The sequence below is a fragment of the Treponema parvum genome, assembly GCF_017893945.1.
Classification (GTDB): Bacteria; Spirochaetota; Spirochaetia; order Treponematales; family Treponemataceae; genus Treponema_D; species Treponema_D parvum_A.
On sequence record NZ_CP054257.1, the window covers coordinates 365,626 to 386,404 of the forward strand.

Genomic DNA, 20,779 nt, shown 5'->3' on the forward strand with positions numbered 1-20,779 from the left:
AGCACGAAACAAAGGTTACAGGTTGATTCAATAGAATAATTCGCTGTGCGTGCCTACCCTTAAAGCGGTCAAAACCAAAATATCATTATCTTTTTTATAAATCAACACCAAATCTGGTCGGATATGACAATCGCGATATCCTTTATAGTTCCCGACTAATGCATGATCTCTGTATTTTTTTTCAAGCGGTTTGTTATTTAATAGCTTATCAATAACCGAATCAACTTCATCAATAATGCTTTGGTTGGTAAGTTTACGGTAGTCCTTTTTGAATTGGTTTGTATAATCGAATTTATATTTCATTGATCAAGCTTTTTTTTGCTTTTTCCCAAGAGGTGAAAGGCTTTCTGCGCCCGCTTTTAATTTCTTCAGTTATAAAATCCGCTTCTTGTATTGCTTGTAAAGTTTCGCTGTTAAAGTTATCTATTCGTACATCAAAAGGGAAACCGCCGGCCTGTATGGACTTCCTCAGGAACACATTGATTGCCGTCGTCAAATTCAAGCCGAGTGCATTATACAAAGATTCGCTTTGTTTTTTTATGTCGGAATCCATTCTTATGCTGAAACTTGCCGCCTTTGCCATATGTTTTACATCTCCTGTAATAGATTATATATGCATTGTACATCCGTTATACTATATTTTCAAGCGTCGGTAATTTCTCCTCCGCAGCTCTGCCTGTCTTGTCGAATTCGTGCGCGGGAGCGCACAGTTGATAAACGAGTTTTCTAAGAAAACTCGAAGTTAAAAGGCGCGGCGCTTATTCAGCGGCGGCTTTTAAACCTTCATTTTTCATTGACATTAAAATTATATCTCGCATCATAAAAGCATACGGGCAGCTCGAAAAACCGATCCTGAACGGACTTTACCTTACGGAGGCGTTATGTATCACTTGCGATTGAAAGGTTCGCATTACGAGATGGGGCAAAAATTGGGACGTATTTTTTTGAAAGCCGGCATAAAATTTCCCTTGGAAAAACTTGACGGCCTTCAAAGAAAAATCGGAACGGCAAGCGGGCTCGTTTTAAAAGAATTTTTCCCCGAAGCGGCGGAGGAAATACGCGGCATTACCGATACCGTACACGCCGATAACCAACTTTTTACGGCGTGGCTTATGTGCATGGGCTGCTGTCTGTATAACCTTGATGAGTCTTGGACTGCGGAAGCGAGGGGCTGCACGGCATTTGCTTTTTCATACGGAACTGAAGTGTATTACGGCAGAAACAATGACCTTGCGCCGTTTTTGCACAAAGGCAGCAAAAGGATTTTGTATGCACCCGAAAACGGAAACCGTTTTTTGCTCAATACGTCTTCATTTGTAAACGGCGAAGAAGGAATGAACGAGCACGGATTGATAGCCGCGATGACCTTTGTTCTTCCGCATTTGGAACAAATACGGCCGGGTTTTAATGCGCTGTTTTTAATCCGATTTATTTTGGAAAAATGCAAAACGGCCGAAGCAGCCGTAACCGCCATAAAAATGCTGCCCGTATCTTCTCCTGCAAATATTCTGGTGTGCGATAAAAACGCTAATATGACCGTTGCGGAGCTTTCGCCCGATACAAGGGAAATAAGGAAATGCGAAACCAGTCCTTACGGAAGTAAATTCATCGTTGCGGCAAATCATTTTACAGATGAACGTATGCTGCGCCGCGATAATTCCGACGGAAATATATTCAGATCGCAGGAACGGTACAAAACCGTATTTGACACCTTTCAAAACAAAATCGAAAACCCTATGGAATTTGCAACGGATGTTTTACGGGGACGATACGGGTTTATCTGTCAATACGGCAAAGAAGAAAATTTTAAAACCGCATGGAGTTCCGTGTTTAATGCGTCCGATTTAAGCGTGTATTGCGCCGCGGGCAGCCCCGACAAAACAAAATTCAGGGAAGATTCGTGCTTAAAACCGCGTAGTTAAAAACAAACACTTACAGTATAATGATCAGGACGGATTATATCCGTATGACGAGCGTCTTGCCTTCCGAAAAACGGCTGGCAGCGCATACGGACGAGATCCAAAAGAAACAGCCGATAAACGCTTTACCGTATTTTACTTTTTTTAAAATATGTATATGATATTTACGAGTATAAAACAAATTTTAGGAGACTTATTTGAAAATCATAATAATAGGAGGCGGCTTTACGGGCGTACAGCTTGCAAAACGTCTTATAAATGAAAAAAACGATGTTATTCTTATCGATAACGACGAAGAAACGGTACGTCACGCTTCGAACAGGCTTGACTGTTCCGTAATACAGGCGGACGGAAACAACCTTGAAGTTTTGGAGGATGCGGGGATTGCTAAATGCGATGCTCTTATTTGCGTTACGGAAAGCGACGAAGTCAATATGATAACCTGTTCGCTTGCCGACGCCGTTTATCCTAATATCCTTAAAATTGCCAGAGTCCGCAATTACTCGTATTACATAAATACCTCCGTCGCAGTTACAAAGCATGCGGAAACGTTCGGAGGAGAACACAGACCTCTTTACGGGATAGACTTTATGATTCATCCTGACGTCGAAGCGGGAAACGCCATCGTTGAAGCAGTCCGCAGCGGGGCCGTAAGCGACGTTCTTACCTTTGATAATTCCGATTTTGAATTGATCCGACTTAGGGTGGAAAAAGACAGCAAGGTAGACGGAAAAAATCTTATAGAAATTCGAAATTTGACGGACAAACCGTTTTTGATAGCATATGTTGAATCGGAAGGGATTGCGTCTTTGCCCAGCGGAGCGACCGTTTTGCATCATGGCGACAGCATAGGCCTTTTGACAAAGAAGGAAAACGCGACTTCAATTTTTTCTCTTTTCGGATTCAATATCAAAGAAATAAAAAAGATCGCGCTTGTCGGTGCGGGGCGAATAGGCACTATCGTAGCCGAACAGATAGTCCAGCACAAAAAGGCTACATTGATTTCAAGACTTTTCGGTAACAAGGGCTCATTAAAGACTTCTCAGGATCTGTTAATTGCCGACAGAGACGAAGCCTTGTGCAAAGCTGCCGCACAGCGTTTCCCGGAAGCCAGCGTTTTTTGTGCGGATGTGATGGACGAGGGGTTTATTCAGGAAGAAAAACTGAACACCTATGACTTGGTTATCTGCGCTACTCACAATCACGAAATGAATATGGTTTTGGCCGCATATCTTGAATCCATGGGCGTAGGAAAGACGATAAGTCTGGTTGCAAGCTCCGCATATGCGGATATCGCGCGGAGACTCGGAATAAATGTTCCCATACCGTTGCGGGATTCTGTTATTGACAGCATAATGAGCCACTTGCGCGGCAAAACTGTAACGGGAATACACACTATAACCAACGGAGAACACGAAGTGATCTCATACGTATTGCCGCCGGCGTCTTTGCTTACGGGAAAGCTTTTGCGCGACGTTGCCGATCCGGGGTCGTTTTTAGTGCTTCTTTTGCAAAAAGCGGGAACCAAGGAATTCGTAATACCGAGCGGAGATACCGCGTTTTCTGCGGGAGACACGTTGATCCTCGTAACGAAAACAAGCGAAACGCAGCGGATCCTCGATGTTTTTAATGGAGCAAAATAAAGATGACAATAAAGATTTTTCTCCGCATAATATTCGTTCTTCTCGCCATAGTAGGGCTTTCATTTTTGATGCCTATCTTTGTCGCTTTAGCGTACAAGGAATATGAAATTGTTCCCGTCTTTTTAATACCTATGATCATAGTAGTGATTTTAGGAATAATAAGCGTCGTTTTGGGGCGCGGCGAACAGTTAAGCCTGTCGACACGCGGAGCGTTTGTAATTGCCGCGTGCTCGTGGATTTTTGCAAGCCTCCTAGGCGCCGTTCCTCTTATGGCAAGCGGCTGCATACCGCGTCTTGCGGACGCCGTTTTTGAAAGCGTAAGCGGATTTACTACGACGGGCGGTACTATTCTGGAAAATGTGGACGATTTACCGAAAAGCATAAATCTTTGGCGCTGCCTTATGCATTGGCTGGGCGGCATGGGAATCGTGGCTCTTACGGTTGCTTTTTTGCCGCTGTTGGGAGTCGGAGGGTTTCAGCTTATAAAGGCCGAGACCACAGGCCCTGAAAAGGGAAAAGTTACGCCCAAGATCACTAACACTGCGAAGGCTTTGTGGATCATCTATGTTGTTTTGACGGCTATACAGACGATGCTTCTTATGGCCGCAGGCCTTGACTTCGTAAATTCGGCTTCCATTGCGTTTGCAACCCTCGGTACCGGCGGGTTTGCGCTGAAAAACGCGAGCATAGGCGGATATAATTCTGCGGCGGTTGATTGGATTTGTACCGTGTTCATGTTTTTGAGCGGCATAAATTTTACGATGTACTTTTACGCCGTAAGCAGAAAATTTAAGGATATACGTGAAAACACGGAGCTTAAGGCTTACGCGACGGTTTTTATAATCTCATCGTTAGCAGTCGCCGTTTTTATAAAGCCTCAGTTCGGCAGCTTTATAAATTCGCTCAGGCACGCTGCCTTTAACGTAGCGTCTATCATATCTACCACGGGATTCGCCACGGCCGACTATACCCTTTGGGTTCCGCCCGCACAGTTTGTGATATTTCTCCTTTATTTTTTAGGCGCATGTTCGGGCTCTACGGCGGGAGGCGTTAAGATTATACGTTGGGTCATACTTGCAAAGCAGGGTTCAAATGAAATTCTTCGCATGCTTCATCCGCACGGAATTTTTACAATTCATCTCAACGGAAAGCCCGGAAGAAGAGATGTGGTCTTTAACGTTGCGGCGTTCATTTATTTTTATTTTTTATTGATATTTGTTACAACCTTCGTCGGCACCTTGGGGAATGTAGGAATCTTAAGTTCTTTTACGGGAGCTCTCGCCATGTTGGGTAACGTAGGTCCCGCTTTCGGAAAATTCGGGCCTTCGTACAATTACGGTTTTTTACCGGATTTTGTAAAGTGGTGGTATTCGTTTGCCATGCTGGCGGGACGTCTTGAACTTTACACTATGATAATATATTTTACCAAATCCTACTGGAAAAAATAGGGCGCGCAAAATCATAAATATGCGCGAAAATTTTTCCACGATTTTTTGCCGGGCTCTTTATGCACACTCGGTTTTTGTCGATTTTTGCATACTGGCGTGAGCGTGACGGATCTGATATACTGATGAACATGAATAAAGAAACGGAAATTTGTCCCTGCGGCTCCGGAAAAAAATTCGGCGAATGCTGTGAGCCGATAATCAAAGGAAAAACTCTTGCGCCGACGGCGGAAGCTTTAATGCGCGCAAGATATACGGCCTATGTCAAACATGAAATAGACTTCATAATCAATACGTGCGAGCACGCCGAAAATATTGCGGAAATCGATCGAAAAGCCACGGAAGACTGGAGCAAGACGTCCACATGGCACGGCTTAAAGATTCTCAGAACGGAAAAAGGAAAAGAAAACGATACGGAAGGTATCGTAGAATTTGAAGCGGCTTATACTCGTAAGCAAATACGAGACGTGCATCATGAAACGGGACATTTTAAAAAGATAAACGGAGAATGGATATATTCCGTAGGGGAATTAAAGACCACGACAGTTGTCCGCGAAGGAAAAAAAATCGGGCGGAACGATCCGTGCCCCTGCGGATCGGGTAAAAAGTATAAACATTGCTGCGGACGCGACAATTAGTTTTATGCCAAAACAGCTTTACACGGGTTTTCACGCAGTAGAAGAAAAAATTCGCTCCGTCTCGGAACTCAAAGAAAAAGTTTCGTCTATGGAAGTCTTTTATGCAAAACCGGGACCCAGAGTAAAAAAGATCATAGAAGATGCAAAGAGAGCCGGTATTGTCTGTTCTCCTTGTGCTTCGGAAACTCTTGATAAGATGGTGCAGTCTCTGCCTCTCGACGCTCATGCCCGGGATCACAGAGGGGTTGTCCTTCAGACGGAAGAAGATTCTTCGGATAACGCTGTCGATTTTGACGGCTGGATAGCAAAGATCGATCGAAGCGACGATGCAAGATTGACGGTCGTCGTTCTCGATTCCGTCACGGATCCTCATAACATGGGCGCAATTTTACGCAGCGCGGATCAATTCGGGGCGTCGCTGGTCATCGTTCCGGAGCGGCGTTCCGTCGGGGACGTTCGATCCAATGATGTCGTAGCCAGATCCAGCGCAGGGGCGAGCGCATGGGTGTCTGTCGTTGCAGTAAAAAATCTTGTAAGATCGGTGCAGCTTTTAAAAGAGGCGGGATTTTGGATTTACGGCGCAGATTCTTCGGGTGTTCCTGTTCAAAAATTGAGCTTTGCCGCAAAGACCGCTCTTGTTATGGGAAGCGAAGGCAAAGGCATTTCACGGCTTCTTGCGGATCAGTGCGATGCTTTGGTTTCGATTCCTACATGCGGCAGGATAGACAGCCTTAACGTTTCAGTTGCGGCAGGCGTCCTGCTCTATGAAATATACCGGCAAAGGTTATGATGTTTCTTCATTATTCCTATCCCGTAACATTGGCCGTTTTGTGTCCGCTTATCTTTTTAGCGGGGTTCGTCGATTCCGTTGCCGGCGGAGGCGGACTTATCTCTCTTCCCGCCTATATTTTTGCCGGTCTCCCGATCCATGTTTGTTACGGGACTAATAAGTTTGTAAACGGATTCGGCACTTTGTGTGCTTCCTTAAATTATTTTAAAAATAATTGCGTAAATGCAAGAGCCGCTCTTTTCGGTACAATAGGAGCTTTGATCGGCTCAAATTTCGGTGCGCGAACCGCATTGCGCTTGTCTTCCGACGCTCTTAAAATATGCCTTCTCGTTATCCTGCCTGTAGTTGTAGTATTTATGATCTTTAACCGAAGGTTCGGTTTTGAAAAGGAAAAAGCGCCGATTAAGCGGCCGATCTTTTCGGCAGGAGCATTGTTCACAGGCCTTATAGTAGGCTGGTATGACGGTTTTTTCGGGCCCGGCACGGGAATGTTTTTAACGCTCATCTTGGCGGCTCTTTTGCACATGAACTTGTTGACCGCGGGCGGAACCGCCAAGGTTATAAACCTTGCTTCGAACATAGGTTCTGCGGCGGCGTTTTTAGCGGCCGGCAAAGTTTTTTTTATGGTTGCGATTCCTTGTATGCTCTGTTCCGTCGGCGGAAATTTTTTGGGATCCCGGTTGGCTATCAAAAACGGCGCAAAGATAATACGGCCGGTCATAGTTATAGTTTCGGTGTTATTGATCGCTCACATCGTATCAGATTTCCTTAAAGTATGATATTATAAAGTATTTAGATTTAACGTCGATTAGTTCGCCGTATCGATCGATTTTAAGGCGCCGGCAGGTTTTACACAGAGTTCGGCGGAAAGCCGGCCGTAAGGTAAATATGAATTTGGAGAATGATATGGACAAACAGGACATTGCCGCGGCAAAGGCCGCAAGAAGATCTACTCTGAAGTCTCTTAAAGCAAAACGGGAATGCCGCATTAAGGATATACAGGAAAAAGCGGCGGAAGAAATCCGGCAGGTGAATATACAGTTTTCTTCGGATCCCGAAAGATTAAAGGCAAAATACGCAGCCGACGCCGCATACAGATCGGAGCGTTCGAAGCGCAGGGCTTTAAAAGCCCAAAAAAAAGCCGAAGCTCGTATCGCCTACGAAATCAAAATGAAAAGGGAAGAAAGACTTTTTTCGTTCGGAGAAGAATTGTTCAATTCCATTACCATAGGGATCGGAGCGGGACTTTCCGTTGCGGCTCTTGTGCTTTTTATAGTGCATGCGGTAAACCTCTCTCCGGAAGCCGTTCTCGGAAGGACTGTCACAAGCTATACTTTGGCGGGTGTTTTTTTGTTTTTGCTTTATCTCATGTCGACGTTTTCACACGCGCTTTGTTCGTACAGCGCAAAAAGAGTTTTTAGAATTCTGACGTACGACTTCGCTTTTTTATATGCGTCGGCGATCATGTCCTTATTTGCTCTTGTGATAATAAGAGGCGCTGCAGGATGGCTGTTGTTCGGGCTTTGCTGGGCGCTGGCGGTTTTTTCGGTAGCCTTTTATTCTTCGCTCGAAGCAAAACCTTCCGTACGAAAAACCGGTATGCGCATCTCTGCGCTGCTATTTGCCGCGCTTTTAATCGCGGAACTGATACTGCTTAAGCCCTTGCTTACAGTTGTGCCGGTTAAACTTTTAATCCTTGCAGCAGTTTCATGTGCCGTTGCGGAGCTTTTCCACACGATGAAAAGAGTGCGCTGGACAAATTGTATTTTTCACCTGTTGATGATAATCGCAAATATATTCTGCTTTTTTACAGTGTATTCGATATTACCCTAGATCCGCGTCAGAATGCGTGCGTCCAAAAAAGGCCCAAGTGCCAAATGTTGTAATTAACGTCGGTGTTGACGGTTACAAACTGATATTCATAGGCTGCAGAAAGCGCATCGGTCGAATTGATATAGTACGTCACGTTCGGCCGCACGTCGAAAATTTTTCCGCCTGTCTTTGTTGAACCGTTCTCGTCGTCGGATCCGAAGGCTAGGGAACCCCAAATGCCGAGCTTTAAATTTTCTTTTATCGTATGCGACATGTTTATTCCCGCATACAGCGCCATAGAATAGTCTTTGTTTTCATAGAATGTAAGGCCGGCTTCGGGTCGTAACGTCCATGTTTTTACGGCGAAATTTATCGCTCCGCCCAAGCCCGTTATCCTGTTGTTCTTTTTTCCGCCTATATTGTTTATTCCTATCCAGCCGTCCACAGAAATTTCATCTATGCCGAAAGAAACGCCCGTGTAAAGGTTCCCGTCGCCTGCAAAAAGACCGTTATAAGCGGCCGCTATCAATAGTTCATCGGAAGGCGTAAAGCGCATTCCCAAATTGGCGATAAAATCGTCCGTAGAAGTGTTTGAAGGAATTGCCGCGGCGATTTCCATATAGTCTTCGACAAAGAGCCTTGCCGCCAGCGCTTCGGTAGTTTCTTCAGGAACGGAATAGGTGCTTTTTGAAAGCCTGAGGCTTTCGTTTATATAGTTTGCATAATAAACGGCTCCGACAACGGGCGCTTGGCCGGGAAGCCCGTAAGAAAGGCCCCCGTTTTTTAGGTGGTAAGCAGCTTCCCAAGAATTTCCGCCGTGCGTCGGAGCGGGGCCGAGTTTCCAGTTAAGATAGGTTCCCATAGCCGCGTCGAAATTTTTAGCCGGCTTAAAGATAAAATTTACGTCGCTGTCCAAATATTTTAATTCCAGATGATCGAAATTTCCTTCAGAATCATCAACGGAAACCGCTCCCCATTTGAGCATGGTGTCTACGCAAAGCGGCCCTGCCGCCATGCGCGCCTGAAAAACGTCGGCGATTTCTATTTGCCGTCTTTTAGCGTTTCCGTGTAACGGGTCTTTGTTCTGAGCGTCAAAAACCAAAGAATTTCTAAATCCGTCCGATTGCATTATCTGCGCATAGGGAACGGCTGTAAGCGTCAGTATAAGGCAAGACAGTAAAAAACATTTTTTCATAATCTATTCCTACTTTACAATTAAAAATAAGCGATGATTCGGTTTTGCCCGAAATTCGCAGTTTAATCCAAATGCGGTTTATAATTATAGCATAATATGGCAAACTTTGTCTATTTATATACGCGGCGTTGACACGACAATGCGTTTTCTAAAGCCTCGGCAGGACATTCATATTGGTAAAGCGGGATCCTTAGGGGCGTCGCCCTGCAACGATATATTGAAGATGTAATGTTTTTGCTGTAAGATAACTTCATCATGAAATCGACAAAACGTACAGTCACTTGCGGTCAGCTTCGCAAAGCCGACGCCGGAAAAACGGTTGTTTTAAATGGATGGGTTCACCGTACCAGAGATCTGGGCGGTATTTTTTTTATAACGCTGCGCGACCGCTACGGTATCACACAGATTGTCGCGGACGTCGACGCTCCGCCCGAAGTTAAAAAAGTCGCCGCGGAATTAAAGAGCGAATATTGCATTGCCGTAGAAGGCAAAGTTCGCATCCGCACAGAAAAAGACGTTAACGTCGACATGGAAACGGGAGAGATCGAGATCGAGGCGAAAGAAATCGAAATTTTTACAGCTAGCGATCCATTGCCGTTTTCTATTGACGAAGTGCGGCAAAAAGACGGATCCGTTGTTTTGCCTAACGACGACCTGCGTTTGCGGTACCGGTATCTGGATCTCAGGCGCGCTCCCATGCAATACAATATCGCCTTGCGCGCAAAATTGACGCTTGCGGTGCGGAACTATCTGTATGAAAAAGGCTTTTATGAAATTGAAACGCCGACTTTTATAAAATCCACGCCCGAAGGCGCTCGCGATTACCTTGTCCCTTCGCGCATACACCCCGGAAAATTTTACTCGCTACCGCAAAGTCCGCAGCTTTACAAACAACTTCTCATGGTTTCAGGCTTTGACAAATATTTTCAGATAGCCAGATGTTACCGCGACGAAGACGCCAGAGGCGACCGCCAGCCGGAATTCACTCAGATCGATATGGAAATGAGCTTTACGGACAGGGAAGAAGTTCTTGAAACGACGGAAGGGCTTATGAATTATGTTTTTAAAAAGATTTTGAACTATGAGCTGCCCGTCCGTTTTGACCGCATAACGTGGGAGGACGCCTTTGACGTTTACGGAACCGACAAACCCGATCTGCGCTTCGGTCTTAAAATGCAGGACGCAGCTTTTATGGCAGGCTTAGCGGATTTTAATGCGTTTAAAGCCGGCGGAGCCGCAGCCGGTAAAAGCGTGGAGCGGCATAAAAGAAGCGCAATTAAAGCCTTGGTACTGGAAGGGCAGGCCGAGCATTACAGCCGCAAGATGATAGAAGCCCTTGAAGAAAAGGCAAAGATCTATAAGGCTAAGGGGCTTGCGTGGGTTAAGGTAAATCAGGACGGGAATTTTGAAGGCGGCATAAGCAAATTTTATGCGGGAAAGGAAAAAGAAATTCTTTTAAAACTTGGAGCAAAAAAAGGAGACCTGATTCTTTTTGTTTCGGATGAAAAGTGGCAGACGGCGTGCGTCGCGCTAGGCGCCGTGCGCAGCCAGCTTGGAAAAGACCTCAACCTATACAACCCCGCCGACAAATTCCACTTTGCGTGGATCATAGATTTTCCGTATTTTGCATGGAACGAAGATGAAAACAAATGGGATACGGAACACCACATGTTTACTTTGCCGCAAAAACAGTACTGGCCTGTTTTGGAAAGCGATCCTGCGAGCGTAAAAGGCGATCTTTACGATCTTGTCATGAACGGTTATGAGATCGCTTCAGGCTCAATGAGGATTAACGATCCCTCCTTGCAGGAAAGAATTTTTAAAATAGTCGGCTACAGCAAAGAGCGTGCCGAAAAAGCGTTCGGTTTTCTTGTAAACGCATTTAAATTCGGGGCGCCGCCTCACGGGGGAATAGCGCCGGGGCTCGACAGGCTTGCTATGCTTATGTGTCAGGCGGATTCCATAAAGGAAGTGATAGCCTTTCCCAAGAATAATTTGGCGCAAAGTCCCATGGATGACTGTCCGAGCTTTGTCGATAAGGCTCAGCTCGACGAATTGCACATAAAGATATGCGAATCATAAAAAAAAATCATTCTACGGTTTTATATAAGACTCTTTTTGCAGCGTTTTCTGCGGCTTTTTTATTCCTCGCTTTTTCCTGCAAGCGGGCGGAATCGCCCCAAGCGGAGCTGATTTTCGGAACTATCTGTTCTATAAATGCATATGAAGACGGAACAAAGGCCGTTTACGACGAAATATTCGCCCGTCTGCGTTCCATTGACGCCCTGTTCAGCACTACAAAACCTTCTTCGGAAATAGAAAAAATAAACGCAGCCGCCGGCGTTACGGGTGTAGAAGTTTCGGAAGAAGTGATTGCCGTTCTGAAGGTTGCTCTTGCCTTTTCGCGCATTACCGACGGCGCCTTCGATCCCACGATCGGTCCCGTTGTAAAACTTTGGGGCATAAACACGGAACACGAGCGGATTCCTGAAAAAGAAGAATTGGACGGCGCTTTAAAACTTGTAGGATGGAAAAACGTAAAAATTGACGGGAATACGGTTTTTTTGCCGGAAAAAGGAATGCGGCTGGATTTAGGGGGAATAGTAAAAGGCTATGCCGCCGACGCCGTAACGCACATATTGAAAGACAGAAAAGTAGCGTGCGCCGTGATCGACTTGGGTGGCAACGTCTACGTCTGGGGGCAAAAAAAAGACAAGAGCTTGTGGCGGGTGGGAATAAAAAATCCCAATGATCCTGAAGGAGAACCCAAAATCGTCTTATCTTTGCCGGAGTCTACGGTAGTTACAAGCGGAGTTTATGAGCGTTATTTTATTGAAGACGGAGTACGCTATCATCATATAATAAATCCGAAAACAGGTTATCCTGAAAACAATGAATTGACTTCGGTTTCCGTCATTTGCAGGTCAAGCATCGCGGCCGACGCTCTTTCGACGAGCCTTTTTATTTTAGGAAAAGAAAAAGGTTTTCAGCTTATAGACCGCATCGTAAAAAGCGCGGCCTCAGCCGCTTCTAAAGATTCAACAAGCGATTCGGCATCGGATGATGAGCCTCCGGCCGACTTCGGTCAAAAAACCGTGCAAAAAAAGGACAGAGTTTCCGACGGGATGGGAATGTGGCTTTTTAACGGCGTTTCGGGAGAAGAACATGTTTTGGATGTCCTTGAAAACGGACTTCCCCTGCTTCCGCCCATGAAAGACCTTCCCCCTCTCGGAGCGGTTTTTATAGATGCCGAAGGAAAAATCTTCGCCACGGACGGTTTTAAAGGCATATAAACTTTTAGCAGGGAGTGGCGGCTCGTCGCCGGCAACCCCGGCTCTTTAGGCTGCCGACGGAACCATGCCGACCGTCGCCGAAAACTCCGTTTGCGCGCAACGCACATTAAATAAAGCTGCTTAATTCCTTGTGATGAATTTGTTTGGTCTTTATTGCAATGATATATGTTCCGAACATTGCCGTTATCGCGTCGAAGGCTGCGGCAAAGGAACCTATTATTACTGCGGCGGGTTTTAAAAGAAGGTGCCCCGTCTCGAAGCCCCTGCCGTACATTGCTCCTAAAACCGTAAGGGCGAAAAAAGTTCCTCCCGTCGGCATGTTGCCGAGTACGAATGAGAGCAAAAACGACAGAGAAGTAAGCCATAACAAATCGAAAAAACCTATGCTCAGGCTTGAATACGAGCGCCATATCAGGATAAAGCTGACGATAGTTACAAGCGACGAGCCTCCGCGCGCAAATATCGAAAACAACGGAGCTGAAAAAGCGTTTATTCTTCGCTGTTCGCCGAGGCTTTCTTTACCGTGTCGTATTATTAGAGGCAATGTTATATTGGTGTTTCCCGAAAAAAACGCAGTTAGCAGGGCTGCGATTGAAGCGTACAACACGCGATACGGATGCGGGTCATGGCACAAAAAGTACAAAACCGCCGGGTAAACTATGAGCGAAACGAAAAGCAGGTTGCCCAACAAGATCAATATCAGCGGCGTAAATGTTCCCTGCGCGATTACGCTGCGGAACTGGATCGCCCATGAGATCGTTACGGCTATAATTCCTATGGAAAAAATTTCCATAAAAAAGACCATAACAAGGTAGCATACCCTTGAAAAAGAATCCGCAAGAGAAACTATCTGCCTGGAAACGGAGCGGTCGTAGCTGCAGGCAATTCCTATTACCAATGAAAATATAAAGACCGGCAATAAAAAAAGACCGTCGGAAAGCGAAGACAGAGAAGAAGACGGGAGCGCCTTCCGTATGAGATCCGAAATATCCAAAACCGTTACGGATGAAAGTTTTTCTACGGTGATGGGAATGCGCGGTAATTTTATGAATATGACTGAAAACAAGCCTATGAATGTGAGCAGCAAGGACGAACCTATTATGATTATTGCCGTCCAAAAGGCCGATTTCAGAAGCATTTTTGAATCGGCAAGGTTAAAGGCCGAAATTATTACGGAAGACGTTAAAAGCGGAATGAGAATGTAAAAACCCAGCCGCAAAAATATTTCGGCGATAAAAGAAACGGTTGCGAGCGTCTGCGGAGATGATGAAGGAAATGCGAAAGACGCTATAAAGCCCAATATCGCGCCCAATAGATATTTTATCCATATTTTCATATAAAAATTATACCAGAATGAGTTACGCCGTGCAAATACGATACGCGAGGCAATGCGGAATACGTATTTCCTCAAATAAAAATCTAACCCAAATGATTTAGGTTCCTCAAGTAAAAATCTAACCGTAGCTATTTTGACCAAGGGACAGCCATAGAGATAAGCGTACTTTGGAGCTGTTGTGTTTTCTCAAGCAGCAGTTGCAAATCCAAGTTGACCATTCTCCGTCTCAGTTCCTCTTTTTCAGCAGGGCTCAGTTCCTTGCTTTCCATAAGCCTTCGGTAAGGAGTCTTAGCAGTATCATATTTTTTTATAACCTTTGCGTCTATTCGTGCCTTAGCGATAATCTTCATCGAAGGGAAAAAAAAGTTGACGAGCTTGTTATAGTATTCATACAGTTCTGCCATGACTTCTCGTGTTTCTTCTCCTTCAAAGCGGTAATAGCCGACAATTCTTCGTACCACACTGTCATTTTTCTGCTCGACAAAGCAATTGTCATTCTTTTTGTATTCTCTACCTCTGGTAAATACAACCTTATGCTCTTGGCACCATTGCAACAGCTGAGTATTTTTGAACTCACCTCCGTTATCACTGTCGATGCCTTTCATCTTAAACGGTAATTTTTCTTTTACATCATCGACCGCTTCTTTTGTCCAGCGTTGGGCTTTGTTCAAAAGAGCTCTGTTTTCCGTCCATCCTGAATGCACGTCGGTGAGTGTGAGCGTACAAACATACTGACCTTCGCTCCTCATACCGCAATGAGCGACCGTGTCGGCTTCAAAAAAGCCTGGTTTTTTCTCGTCCCAATTGAAATAGGTGCGTATGGGAATAAGCTTATTCAGATTTTTTGCAGGACGTGTGGTCGAAATACCGCGGATTGAATGTTTTGGGATTTCCGGCTTGAGAATCCTTGCGACCGTTGCGCTTGATATGGCGCTTAGTTTAAGCTTGAGTTGTTCATCATAGCCTGCCTTTTGAGCAAAGTAGTCGATGTTGTCGCGGATGAACGGAACAAGGCGTTTTGCACACAGATACATCGATAAAATCCACAGGCGAATAACTTCCTGTTGTACGTCTTGACAGTAGTATTTTTCATAGCGCCGCTTTTTGCGTACTTTCGTAATGACCTGCACGCTCTTTTTTTCAACGTTGTTAAAGTGTGTTATTTTTATGTACGCCGTGTTTTTCAAAATGTGGATGGCATACTTTCGGTTGTAGCCGGTGGTCGCAATGAACTCATCGATGATTTTCGTCTTGTGCTTTTTGCTTGCCGTACAGTAGCGTTTTGCCGTTTCTTCGGTTAATTTCTGTTTCGTTTTCATGTCTAACCCCATTTTGCCCTTCCTTCGGGCTTCTATTGTGACTCAGATTTGGGTTAGATTTTTACGTGATTCACCGCTTTTTTTTCGGTTAGATTTTACGTGAGGCAATGCGGAATATAGAATATCATACGATCGTGTGTTATACTTGACATATTATGGAAAATGCGGAAAAAACGATCCTGATTGCGGGAAAAGAAATGCCTGAGGCTAAAAATCTTGCGGACGGCTTTAAAAATTCGGAGCGCAATGCGTTTGCTGTAGGGCAAGACAATGTTTTATGGAATAAGTCTTCCGCTATTTCTTCGCGCTCTTTTGTTTTGCAATGCGCCAATAAGGCAGACGGTTTTTCCGAAGCCGTTTTGTATTTTGACGAAGGTTTTGTCTGCTCCAAATTTCCTGAAAACGACATACAGACTTGCACGCAGATATGCTGCGAGTATATTTTAGGCTATCAATATCTTACTGCGGAATTATTAAAACACTTTGAAAAACAAGGGGGAAAGATAGCCTTTATTTACGCTCCGCTTCCCAAAACCGCAGCGTTTGTAAATCCTTCCGTAAAGGCGGCGGCGTCCGCTTTTATTTCTTTTGCAAAAAGCACGGCGGAGCGATGCACATCCGGCGCTTCCACAGCGGTAGTTTTGGTTAAGGCCGACAGGGAAGACCGATACAAAGACGACGCCTCAATTTCCGAATGGCTCGGCCGGTATTTTGACGAAATCGATTCTCCCCAAAAAAAGCCGGATGCAAAGCGCCCTGCCGTATGGATAAAACCAGGCTCAAAGCCGCCGTTCGTGTTCCCCTTATTCCCCCGCTGAACTGTTCCATAATCTAATTAGAATTTGCCGTTTTGCGGTGAATCTGAGCGTGCGCCGTCAAAGAAGATCCGAATAGGCTTTTAAAACCTCATCGCCTTCACAACCGTTTAAAACCTTTGTCGCCAAAGTTTTGCCCAACTGAACTCCTTCCTGATCAAAAGAATTTATGTTCCACAAAAATCCTTCAAACATTATTTCATTTTCAAAGTGGGCAAGAAGCGCACCCAAAGTTTTGGGCGTAAGCCGATCGGCAAAAAGCAATGATGAAAAACGTCCGCCTTCAAACTGCTTATTCGCGTTGTTATCGTCCTTTCCGCGGGCAAACGCCACTATCTGGGCGCTCAGGTTTGCAAGAAGCTTGGTTTGGCTGAAAGAACCCTTTATTTCAATATCCGTTTTGCGCTGCGACTCTTTAAATCCTACAAATTTTATCGGACATATATTCGTGCCCTGGTGAAGCAGCTGATAAAAAGAATGCTGTCCGTTTGTTCCGGGCTCTCCGAAGATGATGGGCTCTGTCGAATAGCCTATGGGCTTTCCGTCTCGGTTGACGTGCTTTCCGTTGCTTTCCATGGCAAGCTGCTGCAAGTGCGCGGGAAAGCGGAGCAGCGCCTGAGAATAAGGCAGGATCGCCGTAACGGGAAGATCGAGTATGTTGCGCAGATATATGCTTATAAGAGCGTCCAAAAGACTTGCGTTTTTAGTGATGTCTTTTTCAAGCGCAAGAACATCCGCTTCATGCGCGCCTTCAAGGATTTTGCTGAAAACTTCATATCCGAAAGCGACGGAGAGAATTACGCCGCCTACCGCACTGGACGCACTGTAGCGTCCGCCTATAAAATCGTCCATAAAAAAAGCTTTTATAAAGTCCGGAGAAGACGCGAGCGGACTTGTGTCGCTGGTTACTGCCACAATGTGTTTTTTTGCGTCGAAACCCGGGATATTTTTATTTTTCATTGCGTTGATGACGAACATTTGGTTTGTGAGCGTTTCCAAGGTGGTTCCGCTTTTTGAAACAAGGACGAACAAAGTGGTTTCAATGTTTACGCGGGACATAACTTCCGCAGCGTCGTCGGGATCTACGTTGCTGATAAATTCAGCGTTCAACTGCTTTATTCCGGCTTCGCTGCAATACCCTTTTAATGCGATGTAGAGCGCTCTCGGCCCAAGATCGGAACCGCCTATTCCTATCTGACATACGGTATCAAACGCTTTTCCCGTGGAGCCCCTTATCTTACCGCTTCGGACGTCTTCGGAAAAATCTTTGATTTTTTTAAGTTCGTCAAGATAAAATTTTGCCTTATCCTTACCGTCAATGATCACCTTTTCGGAAAGGACTTGCCCTCTTGCCAGTTGGTGCAATACGCTGCGTCCTTCGCCGGTATTGATAATATCCCCTTTTAAAAGGCTTTTGTATTTTTCGATAACTTCCTGTTCTTCGCTTAACTGCTGCAATACGGACAGGATTTTTTCGTCAACCGGCATGGCCGCATAGGAATATGTTAATCCGCCGCCCTGTTTTGCGATATATTTTTTTATCCGTTCTTTTGTAAGACCCGTTTTTATATTGAACGGTTTCAGACTTTTGAGTTTGCCGAAGGACTGCGTCGCGTCAAGATTGTTATATTCCATAAACCCTCCGAAGTTAATGAAAAACGTTTACGTGTAAAGCAATATTCACAGATACTGTTATATACTATGGACAAGTATATACTTGAAAGCCGTAAATGTCATCCGTGAAATTGTGCGTGTTGCGCGACCGGCTTGACGCGTCGAGTGTGACTGGTATAACACAGTACAGATGGGCGGGCATAATTGTCATTCTTTGCGGCGCAAATACTGCACGATGTTTACACAGTCGCCGTTTTTTTTACGAAAGGCAGTGTTTCAAATGTCTTATTTTCCAGCATACTGATTAAACGGCAAGCCGTACCGGTGGGGCTATTGGTTCCTTTTTCCCATGCTTCCACCGTTTTACTTGAAACGCCCATGTAATTGGCAAACAAAACCTGTGTCATTCCGACGGAAATTCTTATCTGCTTTATTTCAGCGTTGTCATATTTTTTTACAGGCTGAATTTCATAAACTGTCTTACGGCCTTTTAATTTACCCCGCTCAATTGCAACAGCTTCATTTAATCCTGTCATTAGGTTCTCAAAAAATTCACTCATATTCTTCACTCCGATTTTTTGCAGCTTCTGTTCTCAAAACGCCGATGATCTTTTTTACTGCATGTTTTTCCGCATCGGACAAATTCGGCTTTTCTTCTTTTGAAAAAACATGAATCAGATAAATTTTTTCAAAAGCTGCAAAATCGACATAACAAACTCTGGCGCTTCCGCTTTTGCCTTTACCTTTAAAAGCAAACCGGAGCTTTTTCAAACCGCCTGTTCCGACCATTATATTTCCTGCATCCGGATTTTTGATAAGAAATTGCTGTAATTCGGCCAAATCATTATCGTTAAATCCAAGCGCAAACCATCTTTTTGTAAACGAGGGAGTTTCTATAAATTCTCTTTGCACTTTTCATATCGAATATACCCTATAAAATAGGGGTTGTCAATTTATTCTCAAGGTTTAGCTTCGGCGACCGTATGTTGCCTTTTCATTAAACGGCAAGCCGGCAAAAACATGCTCTGTCGGCTACTCCTGCCACACTAAGCGGAAGCCCATAGAAGAAGCCGCCGTACTGGCACTATCATAGTCCCGCTTACCGGTCATACATTCGTAAACGGCGTCTACCTTATTTTTTGACCAATAGCCGCCGCGCAAAACGCGTTTTGTATCGGAAGATAAGGAGGAGCCAGTCGGATCCGTTACCGGACCGGATGATATCGTTGCAGAATATCTATCCCAGCACCATTCGGCGACGTTGCCGCTCATATCGTAGATATCCAGTTTATTCGGATCTTTGGTTTTAACATCAGCTAAATCGGGTACGGACGGATTCTGTTCTACAAAACCTGTACCGTTGTAATACTTGTTAAAGACCGCAACCCGTGCAGTTTCGGCGCGTAAAGTTTCATAAGTTTCACCTGACGGCGGCATTGCCACACTTTGAAAGCCGATGGGCTTTTTTGCTCCGCTTGCAGAATTCAAATTGGTCAAATACACGCTGCCGTAATTTTCCGCATTGGTGCTGTCGTTACCCTGATAGCGGGCGGCGTATTCCCATTCGGCTTCGGTCGGTAAACGGTAGCCTTTTTTGGTTAAATCGCACACAATGTAATCGTCATCGGAATCGCCGATGCTTTTTACTATCGTATGGGTTTGAGAATTAGTGTAAACGCATTGCGTAGTGTTTCCGAATTTTGCTTCGGTATACGCATTGCACCATACAACATAGTCACGCCAGCTTACACCTGATATCGGTTTATTACTATCCGGCATATTGCCTTCTTGATAGTCAAACTCATATTCTCTATCTTTTGCCCATTTGTATATGGTATTCCATAACTCTGTCGTTACTTCATGTTCTCCGATTGTGTATTCGCTCAAAGTGACGGTACGCCCTTCAGGGAAAACACCGCGCCAGAGCGTATCCGATCCATCCTTTGTAGGCAATTGATAAGATATATCCTTTCCGACAATACTTGCTTCAGGTATTTTTTTACCTAAAGAAGCAGGAACCTGTTTGGCTGTTGCGTATACAATAGTATCTTCTTCAAAGGTATCACCGTTAAGCAGTTCGTTTCCTCCCGCACCATTTTTCCATGCGGAAAACATAAATCCTGCTTCGTAACCGGTTATTTTTTTCTTTGCCAAAACCGCTATATATTCCCACTTTGTTCCGTATGCAATATTGGAAATAGTTTTATCAGAAGCTATATGGACATGACCATCGCCCTCTACAGTTATCGTTATTTTTTCGGGATGACTTACTGCATATATGATCATGTCTTCACCCAACGGAACATTATCCTGTAAAGGTCTGCCGTTTGCACTACCTCTTCTCCATTCTTTTAACTTATAATTTGAATGAACAGAAATTTGATCTTTCGCTTTTTCCTTAACGATACGCCATTGTGTTCCTCTGGGTACTTTCAGCTGTGGTGCATTTACAGTAACATGACTGTCGCCTTGAATAGTCAAAGTTATATCAACAATTTTTGTTTCAACAAAAATTGTTGCATTATCGTCAAACGGAGTTGTATACAAATCATCCAAAACCGCACCCGAAGCATCCGTAAGATGCCAATTTTTCAGTTCATGATCCTTTTTATATTTATCGATTTTCTCTTCCGCAAGCGATTTAATTTGCTTCCACTGTTTGCCCTTGACCGGTGTAATTGTGGGATCCACACCTTTTAATATAACGCCTTCATCACCCTTGATCGTTATCGTAATCTTAGGCTCAGGAGGCGTTGAAGTTTGTATCGTTACGGCGAAAACCGTTGTAGGTTCATTAAACAGGTGGCCGTCAGGTATTTCTTCTCCCAATTCGTTGTTGAAATTCCATTTGTCTATTTTGTAATGTTCGTCGCAGGTAATTTTATCTTCCGCTTCGGTTTTCAGCTCATACCATGTTTTGGTGCCTTTCTCAACTTCAAACGTATGGGTCGGCTTCAACG

At 44.7% G+C, this 20,779-nt stretch carries 19 protein-coding genes; 10 read left to right on the forward strand and 9 right to left on the reverse strand.

Annotated features, from left to right (window positions below; translation table 11 throughout):
- Positions 1–27: 27 nt before the first annotated feature.
- Both HRI96_RS01685 and HRI96_RS01690 read right to left on the reverse strand, forming a co-directional pair.
- Positions 28–303 carry a type II toxin-antitoxin system YafQ family toxin gene (locus HRI96_RS01685; RefSeq protein ID WP_210117808.1) on the reverse strand — a complete coding sequence of 92 codons (276 nt, stop codon included), beginning with the start codon at positions 301–303 and terminating at the stop codon, positions 28–30.
- On the reverse strand, positions 293–583 hold the full coding sequence (locus HRI96_RS01690) for a type II toxin-antitoxin system RelB/DinJ family antitoxin (protein WP_210117809.1): 291 nt from the start codon (positions 581–583) through the stop codon (positions 293–295). Before HRI96_RS01690 ends, HRI96_RS01685 begins: the two co-directional genes overlap by 11 nt.
- A 298-nt stretch (positions 584–881) precedes the next feature.
- Between HRI96_RS01690 and HRI96_RS01695 the strand changes: the two genes are divergently transcribed.
- From HRI96_RS01695 to HRI96_RS01725, 7 genes are all read left to right on the forward strand, one after another.
- Complete coding sequence (locus HRI96_RS01695) at positions 882–1,922, forward strand: C45 family autoproteolytic acyltransferase/hydrolase (RefSeq protein ID WP_210117810.1); 1,041 nt, start codon at positions 882–884, stop codon at positions 1,920–1,922.
- A gap of 194 nt (positions 1,923–2,116) precedes the next feature.
- A complete protein-coding gene (locus HRI96_RS01700) occupies positions 2,117–3,562 on the forward strand; it encodes an NAD-binding protein (protein WP_210117811.1) in 1,446 nt (481 codons plus the stop codon).
- Positions 3,563–3,564: 2 nt separating this feature from the next.
- On the forward strand, positions 3,565–5,010 hold the full coding sequence (locus HRI96_RS01705; protein ID WP_210117812.1) for a TrkH family potassium uptake protein: 1,446 nt from the start codon (positions 3,565–3,567) through the stop codon (positions 5,008–5,010).
- Between the two features lie 128 nt (positions 5,011–5,138).
- The gene (locus tag HRI96_RS01710; protein ID WP_210117813.1) at positions 5,139–5,645 is read left to right on the forward strand and encodes a YchJ family protein; all 507 of its coding nucleotides are present in this window, start codon (positions 5,139–5,141) and stop codon (positions 5,643–5,645) included.
- Positions 5,646–5,649: 4 nt separating this feature from the next.
- Positions 5,650–6,435 carry a 23S rRNA (guanosine(2251)-2'-O)-methyltransferase RlmB gene (rlmB, locus tag HRI96_RS01715; protein ID WP_210117814.1) on the forward strand — a complete coding sequence of 262 codons (786 nt, stop codon included), beginning with the start codon at positions 5,650–5,652 and terminating at the stop codon, positions 6,433–6,435.
- Positions 6,432–7,214: a sulfite exporter TauE/SafE family protein gene (locus HRI96_RS01720; protein ID WP_210117815.1), complete on the forward strand. Its 783-nt coding sequence runs from the start codon at positions 6,432–6,434 to the stop codon at positions 7,212–7,214. The genes rlmB and HRI96_RS01720 overlap by 4 nt, the downstream gene beginning before the upstream one ends.
- 127 nt (positions 7,215–7,341) lie before the next feature.
- A complete protein-coding gene (locus HRI96_RS01725; RefSeq protein WP_210117816.1) occupies positions 7,342–8,268 on the forward strand; it encodes an AdipoR/hemolysin III family protein in 927 nt (308 codons plus the stop codon).
- A 7-nt stretch (positions 8,269–8,275) separates the two neighbouring features.
- On the opposite strand, the gene HRI96_RS01730 is transcribed toward HRI96_RS01725, so the two are convergent.
- Complete coding sequence (locus HRI96_RS01730) at positions 8,276–9,442, reverse strand: hypothetical protein (RefSeq protein ID WP_210117817.1); 1,167 nt, start codon at positions 9,440–9,442, stop codon at positions 8,276–8,278.
- Between the two features lie 255 nt (positions 9,443–9,697).
- On the opposite strand from HRI96_RS01730, the gene aspS reads away from it, so the two are divergent.
- Together aspS and HRI96_RS01740 are read left to right on the forward strand one after the other, a co-directional pair.
- Complete coding sequence (gene aspS, locus HRI96_RS01735) at positions 9,698–11,524, forward strand: aspartate--tRNA ligase (RefSeq protein WP_210117818.1); 1,827 nt, start codon at positions 9,698–9,700, stop codon at positions 11,522–11,524.
- A complete protein-coding gene (locus HRI96_RS01740) occupies positions 11,512–12,735 on the forward strand; it encodes an FAD:protein FMN transferase (RefSeq protein WP_210117819.1) in 1,224 nt (407 codons plus the stop codon). Before aspS ends, HRI96_RS01740 begins: the two co-directional genes overlap by 13 nt.
- Positions 12,736–12,841: 106 nt before the next feature.
- Here HRI96_RS01740 and HRI96_RS01745 read toward each other — a convergent pair whose 3' ends face one another.
- On the reverse strand, positions 12,842–14,071 hold the full coding sequence (locus HRI96_RS01745; protein WP_210117820.1) for a cation:dicarboxylate symporter family transporter: 1,230 nt from the start codon (positions 14,069–14,071) through the stop codon (positions 12,842–12,844).
- Positions 14,072–14,199: 128 nt separating this feature from the next.
- Positions 14,200–15,402: an integrase catalytic domain-containing protein gene (locus HRI96_RS01750; protein WP_210116713.1), complete on the reverse strand. Its 1,203-nt coding sequence runs from the start codon at positions 15,400–15,402 to the stop codon at positions 14,200–14,202.
- Between the two features lie 143 nt (positions 15,403–15,545).
- Between HRI96_RS01750 and HRI96_RS01755 the strand changes: the two genes are divergently transcribed.
- Positions 15,546–16,208, forward strand: coding sequence for a hypothetical protein (locus HRI96_RS01755; protein ID WP_210117821.1), 663 nt, complete (start codon positions 15,546–15,548; stop codon positions 16,206–16,208).
- Positions 16,209–16,265: 57 nt separating this feature from the next.
- Here HRI96_RS01755 and HRI96_RS01760 read toward each other — a convergent pair whose 3' ends face one another.
- The 4 genes from HRI96_RS01760 to HRI96_RS01775 all read right to left on the reverse strand — a co-directional run bounded on the left by HRI96_RS01760 (position 16,266) and on the right by HRI96_RS01775 (position 20,777).
- The gene (locus HRI96_RS01760) at positions 16,266–17,840 is read right to left on the reverse strand and encodes a glucose-6-phosphate isomerase (protein ID WP_210117822.1); all 1,575 of its coding nucleotides are present in this window, start codon (positions 17,838–17,840) and stop codon (positions 16,266–16,268) included.
- Between the two features lie 218 nt (positions 17,841–18,058).
- Positions 18,059–18,379 carry a helix-turn-helix domain-containing protein gene (locus HRI96_RS01765; RefSeq protein ID WP_210117823.1) on the reverse strand — a complete coding sequence of 107 codons (321 nt, stop codon included), beginning with the start codon at positions 18,377–18,379 and terminating at the stop codon, positions 18,059–18,061.
- Complete coding sequence (locus HRI96_RS01770; RefSeq protein ID WP_210117824.1) at positions 18,372–18,731, reverse strand: type II toxin-antitoxin system RelE/ParE family toxin; 360 nt, start codon at positions 18,729–18,731, stop codon at positions 18,372–18,374. The genes HRI96_RS01765 and HRI96_RS01770 overlap by 8 nt, the downstream gene beginning before the upstream one ends.
- 120 nt (positions 18,732–18,851) lie before the next feature.
- A complete protein-coding gene (locus HRI96_RS01775; protein ID WP_256729268.1) occupies positions 18,852–20,777 on the reverse strand; it encodes a formylglycine-generating enzyme family protein in 1,926 nt (641 codons plus the stop codon).
- Positions 20,778–20,779 lie beyond the last annotated feature (2 nt).

Coding starts and splice junctions, on each gene's coding strand:
- HRI96_RS01730 (WP_210117817.1), bottom strand. CDS start 9,442: ATGAAAAAATGTTTTTTACTGTCTTGCCTTATACTGACGCTTACAGCC.
- HRI96_RS01710 (WP_210117813.1), top strand. CDS start 5,139: ATGAATAAAGAAACGGAAATTTGTCCCTGCGGCTCCGGAAAAAAATTC.
- HRI96_RS01765 (WP_210117823.1), bottom strand. CDS start 18,379: ATGAGTGAATTTTTTGAGAACCTAATGACAGGATTAAATGAAGCTGTT.
- HRI96_RS01725 (WP_210117816.1), top strand. CDS start 7,342: ATGGACAAACAGGACATTGCCGCGGCAAAGGCCGCAAGAAGATCTACT.
- HRI96_RS01760 (WP_210117822.1), bottom strand. CDS start 17,840: ATGGAATATAACAATCTTGACGCGACGCAGTCCTTCGGCAAACTCAAA.
- HRI96_RS01690 (WP_210117809.1), bottom strand. CDS start 583: ATGGCAAAGGCGGCAAGTTTCAGCATAAGAATGGATTCCGACATAAAA.
- HRI96_RS01685 (WP_210117808.1), bottom strand. CDS start 303: ATGAAATATAAATTCGATTATACAAACCAATTCAAAAAGGACTACCGT.
- HRI96_RS01695 (WP_210117810.1), top strand. CDS start 882: ATGTATCACTTGCGATTGAAAGGTTCGCATTACGAGATGGGGCAAAAA.
- rlmB (WP_210117814.1), top strand. CDS start 5,650: ATGCCAAAACAGCTTTACACGGGTTTTCACGCAGTAGAAGAAAAAATT.
- HRI96_RS01755 (WP_210117821.1), top strand. CDS start 15,546: ATGGAAAATGCGGAAAAAACGATCCTGATTGCGGGAAAAGAAATGCCT.
- HRI96_RS01740 (WP_210117819.1), top strand. CDS start 11,512: ATGCGAATCATAAAAAAAAATCATTCTACGGTTTTATATAAGACTCTT.
- HRI96_RS01750 (WP_210116713.1), bottom strand. CDS start 15,402: ATGGGGTTAGACATGAAAACGAAACAGAAATTAACCGAAGAAACGGCA.
- HRI96_RS01745 (WP_210117820.1), bottom strand. CDS start 14,071: ATGAAAATATGGATAAAATATCTATTGGGCGCGATATTGGGCTTTATA.
- HRI96_RS01705 (WP_210117812.1), top strand. CDS start 3,565: ATGACAATAAAGATTTTTCTCCGCATAATATTCGTTCTTCTCGCCATA.
- HRI96_RS01720 (WP_210117815.1), top strand. CDS start 6,432: ATGATGTTTCTTCATTATTCCTATCCCGTAACATTGGCCGTTTTGTGT.
- aspS (WP_210117818.1), top strand. CDS start 9,698: ATGAAATCGACAAAACGTACAGTCACTTGCGGTCAGCTTCGCAAAGCC.